This is a genomic window from Lentzea aerocolonigenes, from assembly GCF_000955955.1.
GTDB classification, from domain to species: domain Bacteria; phylum Actinomycetota; class Actinomycetes; order Mycobacteriales; family Pseudonocardiaceae; genus Lentzea; species Lentzea aerocolonigenes_A.
Genome location: NZ_JYJG01000438.1, coordinates 1 through 19,422, shown reverse-complemented (window position 1 = coordinate 19,422; position 19,422 = coordinate 1). Strand labels below are relative to the sequence as shown.

The 19,422-nt window shown below is 69.3% G+C and carries 15 protein-coding genes and 1 pseudogene; 9 read left to right on the top strand and 7 right to left on the bottom strand.

The window, feature by feature from the left end; translation table 11 throughout:
- The coding region (locus tag UK23_RS42670) for a glycoside hydrolase domain-containing protein (RefSeq protein ID WP_045317530.1) at nucleotides 1-1,163 on the bottom strand (1,163 nt) is incomplete at its 3' end.
- A 22-nt stretch (nucleotides 1,164-1,185) separates the two neighbouring features.
- On the bottom strand, nucleotides 1,186-1,758 hold the full coding sequence (locus tag UK23_RS42665) for a hypothetical protein (RefSeq protein ID WP_156213798.1): 573 nt from the start codon (nucleotides 1,756-1,758) through the stop codon (nucleotides 1,186-1,188).
- Nucleotides 1,759-1,899: 141 nt separating this feature from the next.
- Between UK23_RS42665 and UK23_RS42660 the strand changes: the two genes are divergently transcribed.
- A complete protein-coding gene (locus UK23_RS42660; RefSeq protein ID WP_156213796.1) occupies nucleotides 1,900-3,351 on the top strand; it encodes a hypothetical protein in 1,452 nt (483 codons plus the stop codon).
- A 40-nt stretch (nucleotides 3,352-3,391) separates the two neighbouring features.
- On the opposite strand, the gene fusA is transcribed toward UK23_RS42660, so the two are convergent.
- Entirely contained in the window at nucleotides 3,392-5,377 is a 1,986-nt protein-coding gene (gene fusA / locus UK23_RS42655; protein WP_045317523.1) for an elongation factor G, read from the bottom strand.
- Nucleotides 5,378-5,622: 245 nt separating this feature from the next.
- Nucleotides 5,623-6,246, bottom strand: a complete 624-nt coding sequence (locus tag UK23_RS49430; protein ID WP_156213795.1) for a hypothetical protein — start codon at nucleotides 6,244-6,246, stop codon at nucleotides 5,623-5,625.
- 50 nt (nucleotides 6,247-6,296) lie between these two features.
- Here UK23_RS49430 and UK23_RS42645 point away from each other — a divergent pair, with 50 nt between their 5' ends.
- The 4 genes and pseudogenes from UK23_RS42645 to UK23_RS42630 all read left to right on the top strand — a co-directional run bounded on the left by UK23_RS42645 (nucleotide 6,297) and on the right by UK23_RS42630 (nucleotide 10,758).
- Nucleotides 6,297-6,884 carry an SGNH/GDSL hydrolase family protein gene (locus UK23_RS42645; protein WP_045317522.1) on the top strand — a complete coding sequence of 196 codons (588 nt, stop codon included), beginning with the start codon at nucleotides 6,297-6,299 and terminating at the stop codon, nucleotides 6,882-6,884.
- A gap of 135 nt (nucleotides 6,885-7,019) precedes the next feature.
- Nucleotides 7,020-8,191 (top strand): annotated as a pseudogene (gene xylA, locus UK23_RS53300) (xylose isomerase).
- Nucleotide 8,192: 1 nt separating this feature from the next.
- Nucleotides 8,193-9,566 carry a xylulokinase gene (gene xylB / locus UK23_RS53295; RefSeq protein ID WP_045317521.1) on the top strand — a complete coding sequence of 458 codons (1,374 nt, stop codon included), beginning with the start codon at nucleotides 8,193-8,195 and terminating at the stop codon, nucleotides 9,564-9,566.
- Nucleotides 9,567-9,618: 52 nt separating this feature from the next.
- The gene (locus UK23_RS42630; protein WP_045317527.1) at nucleotides 9,619-10,758 is read left to right on the top strand and encodes an ROK family protein; all 1,140 of its coding nucleotides are present in this window, start codon (nucleotides 9,619-9,621) and stop codon (nucleotides 10,756-10,758) included.
- Here the strand turns inward: UK23_RS42630 and UK23_RS42625 are convergent.
- A complete protein-coding gene (locus UK23_RS42625) occupies nucleotides 10,715-11,044 on the bottom strand; it encodes a DUF6223 family protein (RefSeq protein ID WP_045317520.1) in 330 nt (109 codons plus the stop codon). The genes UK23_RS42630 and UK23_RS42625 overlap by 44 nt on opposite strands.
- Nucleotides 11,045-11,185: 141 nt before the next feature.
- On the opposite strand from UK23_RS42625, the gene UK23_RS42620 reads away from it, so the two are divergent.
- The gene (locus UK23_RS42620) at nucleotides 11,186-12,271 is read left to right on the top strand and encodes a sensor histidine kinase (RefSeq protein ID WP_045317519.1); all 1,086 of its coding nucleotides are present in this window, start codon (nucleotides 11,186-11,188) and stop codon (nucleotides 12,269-12,271) included.
- The gene (locus tag UK23_RS42615) at nucleotides 12,268-12,924 is read left to right on the top strand and encodes a response regulator (RefSeq protein ID WP_045317518.1); all 657 of its coding nucleotides are present in this window, start codon (nucleotides 12,268-12,270) and stop codon (nucleotides 12,922-12,924) included. Before UK23_RS42620 ends, UK23_RS42615 begins: the two co-directional genes overlap by 4 nt.
- On the opposite strand, the gene UK23_RS42610 is transcribed toward UK23_RS42615, so the two are convergent.
- Complete coding sequence (locus UK23_RS42610; protein WP_196778134.1) at nucleotides 12,888-17,030, bottom strand: BTAD domain-containing putative transcriptional regulator; 4,143 nt, start codon at nucleotides 17,028-17,030, stop codon at nucleotides 12,888-12,890. The genes UK23_RS42615 and UK23_RS42610 overlap by 37 nt on opposite strands.
- A 96-nt stretch (nucleotides 17,031-17,126) precedes the next feature.
- Here UK23_RS42610 and UK23_RS49425 point away from each other — a divergent pair, with 96 nt between their 5' ends.
- Nucleotides 17,127-17,666 (top strand): helix-turn-helix transcriptional regulator, encoded by a 540-nt coding sequence (locus UK23_RS49425; RefSeq protein ID WP_052685537.1) that lies wholly within the window; start codon nucleotides 17,127-17,129, stop codon nucleotides 17,664-17,666.
- Nucleotides 17,667-17,676: 10 nt separating this feature from the next.
- Nucleotides 17,677-18,594 carry a peptidoglycan-binding protein gene (locus UK23_RS42600; protein WP_045317516.1) on the top strand — a complete coding sequence of 306 codons (918 nt, stop codon included), beginning with the start codon at nucleotides 17,677-17,679 and terminating at the stop codon, nucleotides 18,592-18,594.
- Here the strand turns inward: UK23_RS42600 and UK23_RS42595 are convergent.
- Nucleotides 18,565-19,422: patatin-like phospholipase family protein (locus tag UK23_RS42595; protein WP_063778171.1), on the bottom strand; the 858-nt coding region annotated here is incomplete at its 5' end. The two genes, UK23_RS42600 and UK23_RS42595, sit on opposite strands and share 30 nt — an antisense overlap.

The window sequence follows — 19,422 nt, the reverse complement described above, 5'->3', positions numbered from 1 at the left end:
GCACGATACTGGTCCCAGCCGGAGAAGTTGCCGTACTGCACCCGCTGTCCGGGCGCGAGCCTGCGGACCTTCCGGTCACTGCCGAGATACGTGCCGTCCACGTCGCTGGCCACGTTCGGCTGCAGGAACGCGTGGTAGAGCGCGGTGTAGAAGATCGTGCGCTCATCGGCCGTGCCACCATCGATCTCGACCGCGCGAAGTTGCTTCGCCCAGGCCTTGCGGGCTTGCTGAGCGATGTCGGAAACAGTGGCGCGCTGAGGAATCTCCGCCGCGAGGTTGCGCTTGGCCGCCTCCGCACTGGTGTAGGAGATACCGACGCGAGTCGTCACCTTCGTGTCCGCAAAGGACACATACCCGCCGGAACCCTTGCCCGCACGGTTGTTCCCGGTCAGGTAACCCTCGCCGCCGGATGCAGTGGTGGTGCCCGGCCTGAGCTCGCTGTTGACCCACGTGCCGTACGACGTGATCGGACGATCAAAGCCAGCCGTGAAGTACAAACGGTAGTAGGTCTTCTGGTTGTTCGTGCCACCGTTCGCCCGACGGCCGCAGAACGCGCCGGTCAGCACCGAGCCCGACACCGTGTTGGTCGCCGGGTCGATGGTGATCTCGGCGTCCTCACTGCCGTTGAGCGAGTTGGAGACGCGGAACAGCAACGAGCCCTCGGAAGGAAAGCTGAACTCACCGATGCCCGCGCGAGTGGTCACCGAGAGGTCTGCCCGAGCACCCGACTTCAGGCCCACCCGGTAACGGCCGGACTCGGCGATCTCGTCCGCGTGCGTGAAGTCGCTGGCGTAGACCTGATCTTTGGTGTCCGCGGTCGGCGATGAGGTGATTGCGCCGACGTGCGGCATGATCGGCACATCGCCCGCCGCTCCGGGATGACAACCCGCGCCGTTGACATGGGTGAGGCTGAATCCGCGCACGCGAGTGGCGTCGTAGGCGTACCCGTTGGCAGCGCCGGTGTTCGTCTGGTCGCCACGGGTCGACGTGGGACTCCAGGAGATCATCCCGAACGGCCGCACCGCCCCCGGATACGTGTTCCCGCCACCCGCCGAGCCGATCAGCGGATCGACGAACCGCGTGTCGTCCCTGAGCGCCGCGCTCGCGGGAGTCGCCAACGCGGCGGTCAGGACAGCTACCAGAACTACCGGGAGCGCTCTCACGAACCGGGACAGTAACCGGTCTTCAGTAAACGCAGGGTGGCCGATAACCGTCGATCTTGAGGCCCCGGAACTCCAGGTCGTTCTTCGTCTTGCCGACGAAGACCAGGCCACGGGCGTCGTCGAGCGCATCGGACAACGGGTACGAGGGCTTTCCCAGCTCCGGCAAACTTGTCCACTTGTCAGGGTTGAAGCTGAAGAACTTCGTCACCAGCCTGCCCCGAGTGGACGGGATCCTGGTGACCCATTTGTCGCCACCGCTCCAGTGCGACGCGGGCCGCAGCTGGACGTACAGGTCGTTGGTGGCGCTGTAGGTCATCCAGAAGCCGTGCGACTTGGTCAGATCCGCCTGGGCCTCGAACTTGTTGCCCAGCCAGACGACCATCACGGCCCAGTCGTCAGCGAGAAACTTGATCTTCGCCGTGTAGTCGTGCCGGTTCCGGGGCACGAGGATGCTGCCGGTCGCGGGTTCGGTGGCACCCTCACCACTGGCGATCCACTGCTGCAACCGGTCGATGGACGGGGTCCTGCACTCGGTGCCGTGCGAGGCGTTCGCGGTGGTCGTCGAGCCGAGCGTGAACAGCGCGCACGCGATCACGGCGATGCGGCCGAGCGTCGAATTCAAGCGCATCTCGCGGACCGTACCCGCAATTGGTATGAACCATTTCGTTCACTGTTGACGGGCGTTACCTGGAAGGCGGATTGTGAGGCTGCCTCACCACAGCTCACAGTGGGCATCGTGCTGCCTGCCAGATGGCTTGGATTCATAGGTGTCGTAACGGTTTTCTGCGTCCAACTGACCTCTCCGGCAACCGCTTCGAGCGACTGCCCGACGTCCGTCGACGACCAGTTCGCCTCCGTCTCAAAACTCCGCGAGCTGAACGCGACCGTCGCCGGATTCGGCGTCCGTTCCACCGGGAGCCCGGCCCACGACCGGCTGATCTCCTGGCTGGAGCGCCGCGTCGCCCACCTGCCCGGCATGTCCGTGCGCTCCGAACACATCCCGATCCAGCGCTGGCAACCCGGCCCCGGGCTGCTCCTGTCCGGCGGCGCGGTTCCGGTGGCGTCCGCGATCCCCTACTCCGCTCCAGGTCTGCGTTCCGGCGAACTGATCCACCTGCCGCCCGGCACCCCGATCACCGCCGCCAACGCACGCGGCAAGGTCGTGCTGCGCGACTTCCCGCCCGTCGACCGCGGCTACCTCGCCGAACCTCTGCTCGACCGCGACATGATCGACGCGGGCACCGCCGGTGCGGCGGGCGTCGTGGTCGCCTTCCCGTTCCCCCACGACCAGGTCCGCGGCTACTGGGATCCGCACACAGGCACCCACTACCGCGTGCCGGGCGTGTTCATCGGCTCCGATGCCGCCTCAAAGCTCCAGGTCGGCACCCGCACGACCATCGGCGTGCTCGCGGCCCGGCTGCCCGCAGTGACGCGCACGCTCATCGCCACCCTGCCCGGCCGGAGTACTGAACGCATCGTCCTCGACACCAACACCGACGGCGTCGGCTGGGTCCAGGAGAACGGCACCGTCGGCCTGCTGGCTCTCGCCGAGCACTTCGCCCGGCTGCCGTTGCGCTGCCGCCCGCGCACCCTGGAGTTCGACTTCGCGACCGCCCACCTGCACCGTTCGTCGGAGGGCAGCGAGTTCCGCGCTCGTGCGCTCGACGCCGACTACGACACGGGCTCCGTGGCGTTCGCGTTCGTCGTGGAGCACCTCGGCACCCGCGAGTTCCTGCCCAGCAACGGGTCTCTGCAACCAACGGGCGCGGCCGAGCCGTCCGGCTGGTTCGCGGGCAGTCCCGCGCTCGCCCGGGCAGCCTCGGTGGCACTGGCCGGTCGCTCGGTCGATCGCACCTTCGTCCTACCCGGCAGCGACGTCCCGGTGCCGGATCGCGCGCCGCCGCAGTGCTCGTTCGGCGGCATCGGCACCCACTTCCACTCGCACCTGGTGCCGACGACGGCGATGATCTCCGGCCCGTGGACGCTCTGGGCTCCGTCGTTCGGCGCCGAAGCCGTTGACCACGAACGGATGCGGCGCCAGCTCCTGGCCGCGGGCGACGCGATCATGGCACTCGCACCGGTTCCGCGAGACCAGATCGCCGGGCCGTACCTCGATCTTCGCCGAGCCCGCGCCTCAGGTGCGCCCACCTGTTCCCACGAACTACCGCCCGCTCGGGCGCCGCGATAGGAACAGGCCCGCTCCCGGGGATCGAGAGCGGGCCTGCGTTTTACGCCGGCGCGTAGCCGGTCGGCCGGGCGGTGAAGGTGCCGCGGCCCTGCGTCCGGCTGCGCAACCGCGTCACGTAACCGAACATCTCGGCCAGTGGCACCGAAGCCGTCACCACGGTCTCACCACTCCTGGCTTCCGAACCGAGGATCCGGCCCCGCCGCGCACCCAGATCACCGAGCACGCCACCGATGTACTCCTCTGGCACGGTGACCGTGACCTCGGCGATCGGTTCGAGCAACGTCATCGCGCCCGCCTTCAGGGCCTCGCGGAGACCCATCCGGCCGGCCGTGCGGAACGCCATCTCCGACGAGTCCTTGACGTGCGTGGAACCGTCGGTGAGCGTCACGCGCAGCCCGGTCACCGGGTGCCCGAGCGGTCCTTCTGCCAGCGCGTCACGACAGCCCTGCTCGACCGCGCGCACGAACTCCTGCGGCACCCGCCCACCGGTGACCGCCGAGCGGAACTCGAACCCGGTCTCCAGCGGCTCGGTGTCGATCACGACGTGCGCGAACTGCCCAGCACCTCCGTCCTGCTTCACGTGCCGGTACACGAATCCCTTGACACCTGACGCCAGCGTCTCGCGATAAGCCACCCGCGGACGGCCCATCGTGATCTCGATGCGGTGGCTCGTGCGTGCCTTCTCCACCGCGACCTCGAGGTGCAGCTCACCCAGTCCCGACAACACGGTCTGACCCGTCTCGGAGTCCGTCCTCACATGCAACGAGGGGTCTTCGTCCATGAGGTGTGCCAACGCCTCGGCCAGTCGCCCGTTGTCGGCGGAAGCACGAGCTTCAACCGACACTGAAACCACTGGCTCCGCCGAAACCGGAGGTTCGAGCAACAGCGGAGCCGTTGGCGCGCAAAGGGTCGTGCCCGTACGCGCCGACTTGAGCCCTACCAACGCCACGATGTCCCCCGCGACCGCGAAATCGACCGGCGTGTGCCGATCAGCCTGCACCCGCAGGATCCGCCCGATGCGCTCGGTCCGGCCGCCCACCAACACGGACTCTCCCTTGTGGAGCGTGCCCGAGTACACGCGGACGTACGTCAACCGCCCGGTGGCGGTGGCGTTCACCTTGAACACCAAGGCCGCGAACGGCGCGTCCGGATCCGCCGGCCGCTCCTCGCCGTCGACGCCCCGCACCGGCGGAACGTCCACAGGGGACGGCAGGTAGGCGATCACCGCGTCCAGCAACGGTTCGATGCCCCGGTTCCGGTACGCCGAGCCGCACAGCACCACGGTTCCAGCCCCTTGACGGGTCAGCTCTCGCAGCGCCTTGCGCAACGTCTCCTCCGACAAACCTCCCTCGAAGAACTCCTCCAACGCGTCGGGATGCAGTTCCGCGACCGCCTCTTCCAGCCGGCGGCGCCGCCGTTGTGCCTCTGCCAGCAGCGTTTCCGGCACAGGCCCCTCGACCAACGCCGGATCCCAGGTCAGCGCCCGCATCGTCACCAGATCGACGACACCGACGAACCCGTCCTCCACGCCGATCGGCATCTGCACGACGAGCGGAACTGTGTGCAAACGCGTTCGGATCGAGGTGACGGCCTGGTCGAGATCCGCACCCGCCCGATCGAGCTTGTTGACGAACGCGATCCGCGGCACGCCATGACGATCCGCCTGCCTCCACACGGATTCACTCTGCGGCTCGACACCGGCCACGCCGTCGAACACCGCGACAGCCCCGTCCAGCACGCGCAGAGACCGTTCGACCTCGTCGGAGAAGTCGACGTGCCCAGGCGTGTCGATGAGGTTGATGCGATGCCCGTCCCACGTGCAGCTGACGGCCGCGGCGAAGATCGTGATGCCGCGATCGCGCTCCTGCGGGTCGAAGTCGGTGACGGTGGTGCCGTCGTGCACCTCGCCGCGCTTGTAGGTGGTGCCCGTGGCGAACAGGACGCGTTCGGTGAGCGTGGTCTTGCCCGCGTCGACGTGGGCGAGGATGCCGAGGTTGCGGACAGCGTTCAACGTGGTCGTGCGCATGGCTCAGTGCCTTCTCAGTGCGTGAAGGGAACTACGAGGTCAGCGCGATGAGCCGACGAACGACAAGGCGTTCGTCAGACACTCCGGCGCCCGGCGCGCAGCAGGCGACCGGGGTGCGAGGACACGAGGATCACGTCGAAACGGGACGGGAGGACAACAGCGGCGGTACGCACGGCCGGTCCCCTCTCGTCTCGGTGATGATGATCGTGGAGTGTAGACACAAGAACACTCGCACGACAGCGGTTTTAGCGACTCAGGAGCGCCTGCGTCTTGCCCGCAACTGTTCTAACAACGGGCCACAGCTCGTTGTTCCGCCAGTTCGCGACGCCGGCGGTTTCGATGGTGTCGAGGAGTTCGCGCAGCTCGTGGACCGCGTCCACCTCCTGCTGATCGCGGAAGAGCACGCCGAGCTCGAATGACATCTCCGGATCCATCACCTTCCTGATCGCGTACTCGCTCTCACCGGCCATCAGCCACCGCACGCAGTGGAAGAGCTCCACGCGTTTCCCGGGTTTGTCCACTCCGGCCTGGACGGTCGCGTCCAAGCTCCAGAAGGCGACCAGCTTCTGCGCGTGTTCCTCGGACTCCCACTGCCGCAGGGACTCGAAGTCCCGCCACGCCCTGGTCAGCTCCCGGTGCACCGCGGGCTGGTACACGCCGCGCACCCGGAAGTTCGCGAGGTGGACCCTCGGCACGACCAGCCGCACGAAGCGCCCGTGCCCACGCCCGCGATGCCGTCCGACCACGAGGAGACTCTCCGTGCCGTCCCACTGCGGCGGCAGCACCCACACCTTCGTGCCCGGCGAGAAGTGCTTCAACCCGTCCGCGGCCACGTTCGCGACCACGCACCACACCAGCAGTTCGTCCACCGTCACAGTCTGACCAGGAACACCGCTGTGACGCTCGCCGTTTTACGAGCATGCGTCTTCGTCTGCTCGGTGACTCCATCGCCGCGGGCGTCGGCAGCACCAGTCGCGAGGACACTCTCGGCCCACTGCTCGCCGCACGCCTCCGCGCGGCAGGACACCACGTCGACCTCCAGGTCCACGCCGTGCCCGGCGCCCGTTCAGCCGATCTGAAAGCCCAGGTGAGGGCAGCAATCGCAGGTGGCGTGGACCTCGCCGTGATCGTGATCGGCGCGAACGACCTGACCAGGTTCGTGCCCGCGCACGTCGGTGCTCAGCAGCTGCACGACGCCGTCGCGGACCTGCGCGGAGCGGGCGCCGCAGTCGTCGTGAGCACAGCACCCGACCTGAGCGTCGTCGCACACGTGCCGCCGGCGTTGCGTGACGTCGTGTCCGCGGTGAGCCGCGACTACGCCAAGGCTCAGCTGCAGGCCGTCATCCGCGCAGGTGGCGTGGTCGCGCACGTCGAACGCGCCGTGACATCGAAGTTCGCCGCGGACCCGTCGCTGTTCGCCGCCGACCGCTTCCACCCTTCCAGCGCCGGCTACCGCGTCATCGCCGAGGCACTCGCACCCGCCGTCGAAGCGGTTCTCCAGGCCTGAGCGGTTGCGATCACGGCCTGAGCGAGGCGCTCCCACCCCGCAGCCCGACACAGTCCGCACAACCCCAGCAATTGCGATCACAGCCTGAGCGTCGTACTGTCCGCACTAAGTTCAAGCATTGAACGAATGAGGTGGATGATGAGCACGCCCACTCCTGCGGACAAGTTCTCCTTCGGTCTGTGGACCGTGGGCTGGCAGGGCCGCGACCCGTTCGGCGAGGCCACCCGGCCCGAGTTGGACGTCGTCGAAGCAGTTCGACGACTGGCCGAGCTGGGCGCGTACGGGTTGTCGTTCCACGACGACGACCTGTTCGGGTTCGCGGCGACCGAGCGCGAGAAGCAGATCGGCAGGCTTCAGGGTGCGCTCGAGGAAACCGGGCTCGTCATCCCGATGGTCACGACGAACCTGTTCAGCCACCCCGTGTTCAAGGACGGCGGCTTCACCAGCAACGACCGCGGTGTGCGGCGGTTCGCGCTGAAGAAGGTGCTGCGCAACATCGAGCTGGCGGCCGAGCTTGGCGCGCAGACGTACGTGCTGTGGGGCGGGCGCGAAGGGGCGGAGTACGACACGGCCAAGGACGTGCGGGCCGCGCTCGACCGGTACCGCGAGGCCATGAACCTGCTGACCCAGTTCGTCACGGACCGCGGCTACGACCTGCGGTTCGCGATCGAGCCTAAGCCGAACGAGCCGCGCGGCGACATCCTGCTGCCGACCGTCGGACACGCGCTCGCGTTCATCACGACGCTCGACAAGCCTGAGCTGGTCGGCCTCAACCCCGAGGTCGGGCACGAGCAGATGGCCGGACTCAACTTCGTGCACGGCATCGCGCAGGCGTTGTGGCACGACAAGCTCTTCCACATCGACCTCAACGGCCAGCGCAGCATCAAGTACGACCAGGACCTGGTGTTCGGGCACGGCGACCTGATGAACGCGTTCGCGCTGGTCGACCTGCTGGAAGGCGCCGGTTACGACGGGCCGCGACACTTCGACTACAAGCCGTCGCGCACCGAGGACATCACGGGTGTCTGGGACTCGGCCAAGGCCAACATGCGCACGTACCTGCTGCTCAAGGAACGCGCGGCAGCCTTCCGCGCCGACCCCGAGGTGCAGGAGGCGCTCGCGACGGCTGGTGTCGCCGAGCTGAGCCAGCCGACGCTCAACACCGGGGAGTCCTACGACGACCTGCTGAAGGACGACGGCTTCGACCCGGACGCGGCCGGCGAGCGCGGGTACGGGTTCGTGCGGCTCATGTATAAGAGACAGGGCTCAACCAGCTCGCGCTCGAGCACCTCGCCGGAGCGCGCTGACATGACGCTCGTCGCGGGCGTCGACTCCTCGACGCAGTCGTGCAAGGTCGTGGTGCGCGACGCGGAGACCGGCAGGCTCGTCCGGGAGGGCCGCGCGGCCCACCCGGACGGCACCGAGATCCACCCGTCGCACTGGTGGACCGCGCTGCAGACCGCCATCGAGCAGGCCGGTGGGCTCGACGACGTCGCCGCGGTGAGCGTCGCCGGCCAGCAGCACGGCATGGTGTGCCTCGACGAGGACGGCAACGTCGTGCGAGACGCGTTGCTGTGGAACGACACCAGGTCCGCGGCGGCCGCCGCGGACCTCACCGCCGAGCTGGGTGCCGAGCAGTGGGCGCAGCGGATCGGACTGGTGCCGGTCGCGTCGTTCACGATCACCAAGCTGCGCTGGCTCGCCCAGCACGAACCGGCCAACGCCAAGCGCACCGCCGCCGTCTGCCTGCCGCACGACTGGCTGACGTGGCGGCTGAGCGGCTCTCAGGACCTGGCCGACCTGGTCACCGACCGCTCGGACGCGTCCGGCACGGGCTACTTCGACTCGGTCGCGAACGAGTACGTCCCTGACCTGCTCGAACGTGCCTTGGGCCGCGCCGACGTCGTGTTGCCGCGCGTGCTCGGACCCACCGAGTCGATCGACGGCATCGGGCCGGGTGCGGGCGACAACGCGGCGGCCATCCTCGGTGTCGGCGCGGGCACGGAAGTGCTGGTGTCACTCGGAACGTCCGGTGTCGTCACCGCTGTCAGCGACGTGCGGGCGGCGGACGCCTCCGGCATCGTCGCGGGGTTCGCCGACGCCACCGGCCGCTACCTGCCGCTGGCGTGCACGCTCAACGCCGCCCGCGTGCTGGACGCGACCGCCCGCATGCTGGGCGTCGATCTCGCCACGCTGAGCGACCTCGCGCTGTCCGCACCGGCCGGCGCGGAAGGCCTCGTGCTGGTGCCGTACCTCGAAGGCGAACGAACCCCCAACCTGCCTGACGCGACGGGTGCGCTCCACGGCCTGACGCTCACCAACGCCACGCCCGCCAACATCGCCCGCGCGGCAGTCGAAGGCATGCTCTGCGGACTCGCCGTGGGCCTCGACGCACTCGCTGACCAGGGCGCGGACGTCACGGGCGTGCGGCTCGTGGGTGGCGCGGCCGTCTCTCCTGCGGTGCGGGAAATCGCGCCGACGGTGTTCGGCGTCCCCGTGACAGTGCCTGCGCCTGGTGAGTACGTGGCTGACGGTGCGGCTCGTCAGGCGGCGTGGACACTCACGGGCGGGACGACGCCGCCCGAGTGGACCGGTTCGGAGAGCAAACGGTACGAGGCAGCCGAGGTTCCGGACATCCGTGCGCGATATGGCGACGCGGCGCAGAAGTATCTGAGCCGGTGACCGCCGGAGACCGTGCGCGGTGTGCCTCGGCCGCACCGCGATACTCGACCCGATGACCACCGTCGACCACCTGCGTCAGGTTCGCCTCGGCAACCTGCGCACGGTGCTGCTCGCCCTCGTCGACAAGCCGGGCTCGCGGGCGGACCTCGCCGCCCGCACCGGCTTGACCAAGGCGACGCTCTCGAACCTCACCGAACCGTTGCTGGCCAACGGAATCCTCATCGAGGACGCCGCCACGCTCGCCGGCATGGGCAGGCCCTCCAAACCGTTGCGCTTCCACCCCGGCGGCCCGGTCGCGGTCGGCGCGGAGATCAACGTCAGCCACCTCGCCGTCGAAACCATCGGCCTCGACGGCGAGACCATCTGCCGCCGCCTCGTGCCCACCGACATCCGGAACTCGGGCCTGAACGAGGTCCTCGACCGGCTCGCCACGCTGGTCCGCGAGATCACACCGCCGCGCCCGGTGCTCGGCGTCGGCCTCGCGGTGCCGGGCGTGGTGCACGACGGCGTGCTCGTGCGGGCCCCCAACCTGCCGAAACTCGTCGGTGAACCACTGGCCGACGGCCTCGCCCGCCGCCTCGACCTCGACGTCGAGCTGGACAACGAGGCCAACCTCGCCGCGCTCGCCCACCTCTGGCCACGGCACCTCGCGGGCGAGGACTTCGTGCACGTCTCGGCCGATGTCGGCATCGGCGCGGGCGTGGTGCTGGGCGGCGAGGTCTACCGCGGCGCCAGCGGTTTCGCCGGCGAACTGGGGCACGTCGTGATCGAACGCAACGGCGTCCGCTGCACTTGCGGCAGCCGAGGATGCGTCGAGCGCTACGCAGGCCTCGACGTCATCCTGAAGGAAGCCGGCCGCCGACGCCTCGACTCCCTCGCCAAAGCGCTCGGAGCAGGCGATCCCAAGGCCCTCAGGGCAGTCCAGGCCGCCGGTGAAGCGCTCGGCGTCGGCCTGGCCACCCTGATGAACCTCTTCGACGTGCCGACGGTCGTGCTCGGAGGCAGCTATGCCGTGCTGCACGAGCACCTCAGTGCCGCGGTCCAGTCCGAAATGGACACCAGGGTGCTCGCGGGCGGCGAACGGCACACCCGGCTCGTCGCGTCACCCCTGGGCGAGTTCGCGGTGGTGCGCGGCGCCGCCGGGCTCATCACTCGGCGCGCGGTGCAGCAGCCCGAGCGCCTCTTCGCATAACCACGCCACCCAGCGCGGCGGCGACCACACCCACCACCAGCGAGACGTACCCGCCGACGATGCCGTAGCCAGTGCCCGGGCCGCCCTTGGCCATCAGCACGACGAACGCGCCGATCGCCACCCCGACGACGCCACACGCCAGCGCCACCACACCGCTCCGACGCCGAGTGAGCGCCAACAGGCCGTGCACGACACCGACGAGCCCGAGGGCAGCTCCGACGAGGGACCAGGCGCGCCCCGCCGTCAACCCGTACACGACATCTGCGGCAACCATGGAAGTAGACATGGCATGAGGATGTCCGCCGCACCCCTCGACGTCGTCGTGTGAGCGCAGACACCAGCTGACCCGTCCTACTACGGGCGCAGTACTCGCAATCTGCTGCGCCCGCACGATCTACCAGCGCGAACGCCGGGTTAAGGTGCACCGATGAGCAAGCGCTGGCTGGACTGGGTGATCGCCGCCGGGGTGGCGGCGAGCCTGGTCGTGGCCGGACACGGAGCTTCCACGCCGGGTTACGTGCTCCTGGCTGCGAGCGGACTCGCGTTGGCGGCCAGAAGGCGAGCCCCGATCGCCGTCCTCGCCACCACCGGACTCACCGCGCTGGGCTACCAGGCGCTCGGCGTCGACGTCCCGGTGATCGCTTTCCTGTTCGCCGTGTACTCGACCATGCGGGCGGGCCACCGCGTCGTCACGGTCGCCGGATCCGTGCTGATGCTCGCCGCACTCCCCCTCGCCGCCCTCATCTCGCCGCGCGACCTGACCACCTACGAGGCGTTCGCGCAGACCCGTGACGTCCTCCAGATCGCGTGGCTCATCGCGGCCGCAGCCGCGGGCGAAGCGCTTCGACAAGCCGAAGGGCGCGCCGACGAGGCTGAGCGAACGCGCGAGGAGACCGCGCTGAGGCGCGCCAACGAGGAACGCCTGCACATCGCCCGAGAACTCCACGACTCCCTCACCCACCAGATCTCGGTGATCAAGCTGCAGGCCGAGGTCGCCGTCCACCTGGCCCAGAAGCGCGGTGAAGAGGTGCCCGAACCGCTGCTGGCGATCCGCGACGCCGGACGAGAAGCCGCCAGAGAGCTCCGAGCGACCCTCGAAGCGCTTCGAGATGACGACAAGAACCCACCGCACGGCATCGACGACGTCCCAGACCTCGTCCAGCGGGCCAGATCCACCGGCTTGGACGCTCAGCTGACCATCGAAGGCGAGCGCAACGACGTCCCGGCCGCCGTCGAACGGACCGCGTACCGGATCGTGCAGGAGTCGCTGACCAACATCGCCCGCCACGCCGGCGCCGCGACAGCCGACATCCGCATCGGCTACCGGCCGGACGCGCTGGTCGTCCGAGTCGACGACGACGGCAAGGCAAACCTGGGCACCGCAACGAATCCGGGGGTCGGACTGCTGGGCATGCGGGAACGCGTCACAGCTCTCGGCGGCACGCTCACCGCCGCACCACGCACCGAGGGCGGCTTCTCGGTCCAGGCCGAACTCCCGGTGGCGCAGCCGTGATCCGCGTCCTGCTGGTCGACGACCAGCCGCTCATCCGCAGCGGCTTCAGAGCCCTGCTCGACGCCGAGGACGACATCGAGGTCGTCGCCGAAGCCGCGGACGGCTTGCAGGGACTGCGACTCGCCCAGCGGCACCGGCCGGACATCGCCCTGGTCGACATCCAGATGCCCACCCTGGACGGCATCGAGGCGACCCGGCGCATCGCCGCCGAACCGGACCTCGCGGACACCCACGTCGTGATCCTGACCAACTACGGCCTGGACGAGTACGTGTTCAACGCTCTCAAAGCAGGCGCGGCCGGGTTTCTCGTCAAGGACATCCAGCCGGAGGACTTCCTGCACGCCGTACGAGTGGCCGCACGAGGTGACGCGCTGCTCGCCCCGTCGATCACCCGCAAGCTCATCGACCGGTTCGTCAGCCGTCCGCTGCACCCGGACGGCGACCTCCCGCAGCTCACCAACCGCGAGCGCGAAGCCGTCGTCCTGGTCGCACAAGGCCTGTCGAACGAGGAGATCGCCACCCGCATGGTGATCAGCCCGCTCACCGCCAAGACCCACGTCAACCGCGCCATGACGAAGCTGCACGCCCGCGACCGCGCCCAGCTCGTGGTGATCGCCTACGAGACCGGCTTGGTCGTCCCGCACAGCTCCTGACCATCGCCACGCAGGTAGGTGGCCCGTTCCGCCGTGGTCAGGTCGCGGCCGGTCTCCGCGCAGATCCGCCGCTCGGCGTCCGAAGTGGACAGCGACCACCGGATGATCCGCGCGTCGTTCGCACCGGACAGCAGCTCGTCGTCGCCGCTGAACGCGACCGCCTGCACCGGTCCGGTGTGCCCCGAAAGCGTTGTGCCGGTACGGGTGCCGAGGTTCCACACGATCACCGAGTGGTCCTCTCCCCCGGACGCGAGCGAACGCCCGTCAGAACTGAAGGCGAGCGTCACGACAGGTGCCGAATGCCCGGTCAGCGTGAGCAGCTCGGCACCCGACGCGACCTCCCAGATCTTGATCGTCCGATTCGCGCCCGCCGTGGCGAACCTCTTGCCGTCCTGGCTGACCGCCACGTCGCGGACATCACCCTGACCGGTGCTGACGCGTCGTTCCAGCTTGTCCGCGGCGACGTCCCACAGCATCGCGCCGCCCGCCGGATCGGTCGAGATCAGCAGCCTGCCGTCCGGGGTGAACTCCAGAGCGCTCGCGATGTACGGGCCGCCGGAGAACCTGCCCTGCTGGAAGTCCGGCAGGCTCCAGCGGAACCGGCCGAGCGACGCCGTGACGATCCCGCGACCGTCGGGCTGGAAGGCGAGGTCGGTCGAGGCGCCCAAACCGCTGTAGGAGAACTCCTTCAGCCGAACGTGGCGGCCGTGGTCCCAGACCGTGATGGTGTGGTTGCGCGTGACCGAGGCGATCGACGAGCCGTCCGGACTGAACCGCGCCGCCTCCACGCGGTCCGGATGACCGTCCAAAGTGGCCACTGCGGTGCCGTCTCGCTGCCACAACCGCACAGTGCCGTCGTCGCCTGCGGAAACGACCTCGTCGTGGCGCACGTCGAGGTCGTTGATGCCGCCGTCGTGCCCGGTGAACGGCGGCACGGCGTTCTCGCGCACCGCCACCACCCGGCCGAACCCGGCTGACACCAGCAGGTTCCCGTCACGGCCGAGCGCGAGCGCCCTGGACTCGGTGCGGCCGCGATCGCGGTAGGTGGTGATCGGACGGCCGGTGCGGATGTCCCAGATCGTGATCAGGCCGTCCTCGTCCGACACCGCCATGCGATCACCGACCGGCGCGGACGCCTCCCACGCGTACGGACCCTGCTTCGGCAGCTCGGACCTCAGGTTGCCGGCCAGGTCCCAGAACTTCACGCCGTTGCGCAGCGTGGCCGTGACGACGGTGGAAGGGCCGTCGAAATAGACGTTGTTGACCTCCAGCGACGGGATCTCGCCGACCCTGTTGCCCGATGCCACGTCCCAGACCAGCGGGTCGTCCTTGCCGTTCGCGGTGGCGAGCAGCGAGCCGTCCTCGTTGAACGCCAACGAGTTCACCTCGTGCGCATGTCCTCTGAAGGTCCGCCGGGTCTTGGCCACGACATCCCACACCTCGACATCGCCGTTCGACACCCCGACCGCGACCATCGTCCCGGCGGGGTGAAACGCGAGCCCGGTGGTGAGCACGTCGAACCGTTTCGAGAAGACAGGTTTGCCGGTCGTCCTGTCCCAGACCACGACATCGCCGGGACTGCCGGCCAGCGTCGGCATGGTGGCGCTGGAGGCGATGAACCTGTCGTCCGCGCTGAACTCGGCCTGCCGCGCATATCCGCCTTCGGTGAGCGCGTTGTGGTCGGACAGCACGACTTTCCGTTCGCGGGTCTGGAGATCCCACAACGTGACCAGCCCGTCCCGGTCCGCGGTCGCGATCACGTCACCCTTGTGCGACACGCTCACGTCCAGCACGGGCGGGCCGTCCGCGTTGAGCTCGACCCGGCGGCGAGGCGCGGACGCGGTGCTCAGCAACGCGCCTCGCGTGTCGTCGTCGGCATGCAACCGGAACGCCGCGATGGCCAGCAGTCCGGCCAGGTCGGGAGCGGTGTCGACGAGGCTGCGGGCGCTCAGGGCGAGCTGATGCGCCTGGTCGGTCCGTTGCCGCAGCTGGGCTTCCGCCGTCTGCCACCACGCGACGCCACCGCCACCCGCGGCGAGCAGGAGCAGCACGCCCATGATCGAGACCAGCCTGGTCAGCAGCCGGTTCCGCCGCCTCACACCGACCTGTTCGGCTTCTTCGCCCTGCAGACTGGCCTTGACGAACTCCTCCTCGGCCGCGTTCAGCTCGCCGGGATGTTCCTGGGCCCAGGCCGACGCGGCGATCAGCTGCGCGCCCCGGTAGAGCGCGCCGGCGTCGCGGTCCAGCTCGGTCCACGTGTGGGCGGCGGCGGTGAGCCTGCGGTGGACCAGCAGCGTCGAGCGGTCGTCCGAGAGCCAGCGCTGCAGCCGCGGCCACGCCCGGATCAGGGCTTCGTGAGCGATCTCGACGGTGTCCTCGTCGAGCACGACCAACCGGTCCGCGACGAGCCGTGCCAGCACCCTGTCGATGATCTTCGGCGCGGCGATGCCGGTGAGTTCGCCGCGGTGGATCGGTCTGCGCGTGTCCTCGGTGCCGTCCCCGAACGCCGTGAGCCGCACCAGGATCCGCCGCATCGCCAGTTGTTCGGCGTCTTTCAGCTCGTCATGGGCACGTTCGGCGGTCTGGGCGATCGCGCCCCGGACACCGCCTCCGGCGCGGTACGCGGCGAGGGTCAGCTCGCCGTGTGAACGCTGCCAGGTCTCGACGAGCGCGTGGGACAGCAACGGCAGCGCGCCCGGTTCGGCGTCCACGTCGGCCAGCACCGTGGCCAGGAGGTCTGCGGCGACCGACAGGCCGCTCATCGCGGCCGGTCGCAGCACGATGTCCCGCAGATCCGCGGTCGACGGCGGCCCGACCAGCACGGTCGCCTCGTCCGCGAGCGCTTCGACCAGACTCGGGTGCTGCGTGACGTGCGCCAGGAAGTCGGCCCTGATGCCGAGCACGACCCTCGTACGGCGATGCGGTCCCTGAGCCGCGTCCAGCAGCACCCTGATGAACTGTGAGCGCTCACTTTCGTCGGTGCACAAGGTGAACAGCTCTTCCAGCTGGTCCACCACGAGCAGCAGGCGCACGTCGTCCGGCCCGTTCGACAGCTGGTTGCGCACCTCGATGTCGAACGCGGCCGGGTCGGCGGCGAGATCGAGCCGTTTGCCGAGTGCGTTGCCCAGCGCTTCGAGCGGCCGTGCGGTCGGCGTGATCACGATCGGCCGCCAGGTCTCGCCGAGCCCGCCGACCACACCGGCCCGCAGCAACGACGACTTGCCGCTGCCAGACGCCCCGAACACGCCGACCACCGGATAGCGGTCGATCCGGCGCGTGACCAGCTCGATCAGGTGGTCGCGGCCGAAGAACCACGGGTGGTGCTCCGGCTGGTACGCCATCAGGCCGCGGTACGGGCAGTCGGTGCGGATGATCTTCGCGGGTGCCGGCTCGGCGAGCGGCCGGCCTTGCAGCATCGTCTCGTGCAACCCGCGCAGCTCGGGGCCGGGTTCGATGCCGAGGTCGTCGACGAGCCGTTCACGCGTCCGTCGAAACGCTTCAAGCGCCTCGGCCTGTCTGTTTGCGCCGTACAAGGCCGTCATGAGCTTGGCGTGCAACGGTTCGCGGTAGGGGTTCTGACCAGCCAGCTCGTGCAGCTCGCCGACGATCTCGGCGTGCCGGCCCAGCGCCAGCTCAGCCGTGAAGCGTGCCTCCGCGGCTCTCAGCCGTGCCTCGTCCAGCCGCGCGGCGAACCGGTCGGGCAGATCCGGGAAGGCCGGTCCACGCCACTTGCCCAGCGCCTCGGTGAGCAGGTCCACCGCCTTCGCGGGGTTGCCGTCCGCGAGCGCCTGTTCGCCGTCGTCCAGGAGCTGGTCGAAACGGTTCGCGTCCAGCTCGCCCGGTTGCACGGCGATCTCGTACCCGGAGGGCTTGCGGTCGATCCGGCCGCCGAGCGCCCGCCGCAGCTGGTAGACGTACAGCCGGACGTTCTCCTGCGCCGAGGCCGGCGGCACCTCCCACAGCGCCTCGATCAACCGCTGCGGTGACACCGGAGTGTTCGCGTGCCGGAGCAACATCGCCAGCAGGATCCGCTGCTTCGCCGACCGCAGCGAGACCTCTCCGCCGTCGTTGTGCACGACCAGCGGACCGAGCACCCGGAACTCCACGCACACCCCCCACGAGTAGGGCGAACGTTAACAACGACCAGGCGTTATACGCAGCCGATACGGAGAAATACGCCTCTGCTCCCAGCGTTCCGGGATGTGCGGACCATCCACGTCGCGCTGTCGTTGCACAGCGCCCTGCTCGCGAACAAGATCACGTCACGCCTCGCCGCCGTGCCGTGGGCTGCCCCAGGCGCTCCCGCCGATGTGACCGTCACCGACGCCGCAGATGCGATCGTCACTGCAGCGCGCGGACCGCGGACCGTCGCGGTCCTCCGGTCTCCGGATGCCGTAGAAGGCTTGGTGCAGGCCGGCGTCACGGGCCTGGTCCTCGCCGACGACCCCCTCGACGACATCGTGCGGGCGATCCACGACGTCCACGCGTTCGGCGGCTGGGTCTCCCCGCGCCTGGTGTCGTCCCTGCTGCCGCCGCCTCCGCCCGCGTCGCTGACCCTGCGCGAACGCGAAACGCTTCGACTGCTGGCCGAGGGGTCGGAGAACGCCGAGATCGCCGCCGCCATGTTCATCACCGTCAGCGCGGTGAAGTTCCACGTCTCGAACCTGCTGCGCAAGTTCGGCTGCCGCGACCGCACACAACTGGTCTCGCGACTAGGGCGCCCGGTACCGCTCGCTTCCTAGCGTGCGTCGCATGAGAATCCTCGTCGCGGGACTGATCGCCTTCGGTGTCCTGATAGGACTCGTCAGCCCAGCTCAAGCCGCGTTGCCCTCCTGGCCGAACGTCAAGATCGGCGCCAACGGACCGATCGTGCTGAGCGCCCAGCACCTGCTGCGCCACCGCGGCTACAACATCGCGGCCGACGGCGACTTCGGCTCGGGCACCCAAGCCGCGGTCAAGCAGTTCCAGAGCGCCAACGGACTGTCCTCCGACGGCGAGATCGGCCCGAACACCTGGCCGAAGCTCGTCGTCAGCGTGCAGCGCGGCAACAACAGCGAGGCCGTCCGCGCGGCCCAGGTCCAGCTCAACCGCTACGGCTACGGCCTGTCCGTCGACGGCGACTTCGGCGGCGGCACGTACAACGCGGCCGTCGCGTTCCAGAGCTCGCACGGCCTGTCCGCCGACGGCGAGGTCGGGCCGAACACCTGGCAGGCCCTGGTCGGCGGCACGCCGTCGTCCGGCGGAGGCTCCTACAGCCTGCCGCTCGCCCGCAGCGCCCTGCCGCGCAGCGAGTACGACGACCCGCACCACGACTACCCCGCCATCGACCTGCCGGTGAGCTACGTCCCGGCGTACGCGATGGTCAGCGGCACCGCCTACCGCCTCAGCGAGCCCAACGGCTGCGGCAACGGCCTGCGCATCGTCAAGAGCGGCGTCGACTACCTCTACTGCCACCTGTCCGCGTACTCCGTCGCGAACGGCGCCGCGGTGCGGGCAGGCGATCGTGTCGCCACCACGGGCAACACCGGCAACTCGACCGGCCCGCACCTGCACATCGCGATCAAGATCAGCGGTACGTCCTACTGCCCGCAGAACTTCCTGCTCGCGATCTACGACGGCCGCACCCCACCGGCACCGTCCTCACTGCCCAGGACCGGTTGCTTCTACTGACCCGGGATCTCCACCGGCCCCGCAGGTGTGCACTTGACCTGCGGGGCACCCGGCTCCGAGCCAGGAACGGGTGCTCTCGTACGCCGCGGAGATGAGCCTGCGCGACTGGCTGAAGTCACCGGGTGACACCTCCAGCGGGCACAACGCGGGCACCACCCTCACCCAGTCCCGATAGCGCTCGGCATCAAGGGTGAGCCGATGGTTCACCAGCAGTGTCAACGCCTGCAGCGCCACCCCCAACGCGCTGCGCGGCGGTGAGGTCAAAGCGCACGCGTAGCCCGTCGGCAGCACCCACACCTCGTCCGCACCGAGGTCCACAGCGTGCGAGACCGGCGTGTTGTTCACCGCGCCACCGTCGATCAGGTAGCGCTCATCCAGCAGCACCGGCGGGAACACGCCGGGGATCGCCGTGCTCGCCAGCACCGCGTCGACCGCGCGCCCACTGGACAACAGCACCTCGGCCCCCGACAACACATCGGTCGCACCGACGTGGGCAGGCAAAGCGGTCCGTTCCAGAGTCAAGTCGCCCAACGACCGTTCCAGCAAACGGCGCAAGGACGAGTCCGGCACCAGATGGTCGCGAAAGCCGAACAACCCCAGCAAGCCCCGCACCGGGCGCAGCGGGCAGACGTCGGTGCGCGACAACGAGATCCACCGCGAGGCCAGACCCTCCACATCGGACGGATTGGCGGCGAACCACACCGCGTTCGCAGCGCCGACCGACGTGCCCACGACAAGATCCGGGTGAACAGCAGCCTCGGTCAAAGCCGCGAGCATGCCGGCCTCGACCGCGCCCAGACTGCCTCCGCCCGCGAACACGAACGCGGT

What these genes read in the sequence shown, in the direction of transcription:
- fusA (WP_045317523.1), bottom strand. Translation starts at nt 5,377, where the DNA reads ATGCGCACGACCACGTTGAACGCTGTCCGCAACCTCGGCATCCTCGCC.
- UK23_RS42645 (WP_045317522.1), top strand. Translation starts at nt 6,297, where the DNA reads ATGCGTCTTCGTCTGCTCGGTGACTCCATCGCCGCGGGCGTCGGCAGC.
- UK23_RS42620 (WP_045317519.1), top strand. Translation starts at nt 11,186, where the DNA reads ATGAGCAAGCGCTGGCTGGACTGGGTGATCGCCGCCGGGGTGGCGGCG.
- xylB (WP_045317521.1), top strand. Translation starts at nt 8,193, where the DNA reads ATGACGCTCGTCGCGGGCGTCGACTCCTCGACGCAGTCGTGCAAGGTC.
- UK23_RS42625 (WP_045317520.1), bottom strand. Translation starts at nt 11,044, where the DNA reads ATGTCTACTTCCATGGTTGCCGCAGATGTCGTGTACGGGTTGACGGCG.
- UK23_RS42630 (WP_045317527.1), top strand. Translation starts at nt 9,619, where the DNA reads ATGACCACCGTCGACCACCTGCGTCAGGTTCGCCTCGGCAACCTGCGC.
- UK23_RS42600 (WP_045317516.1), top strand. Translation starts at nt 17,677, where the DNA reads ATGAGAATCCTCGTCGCGGGACTGATCGCCTTCGGTGTCCTGATAGGA.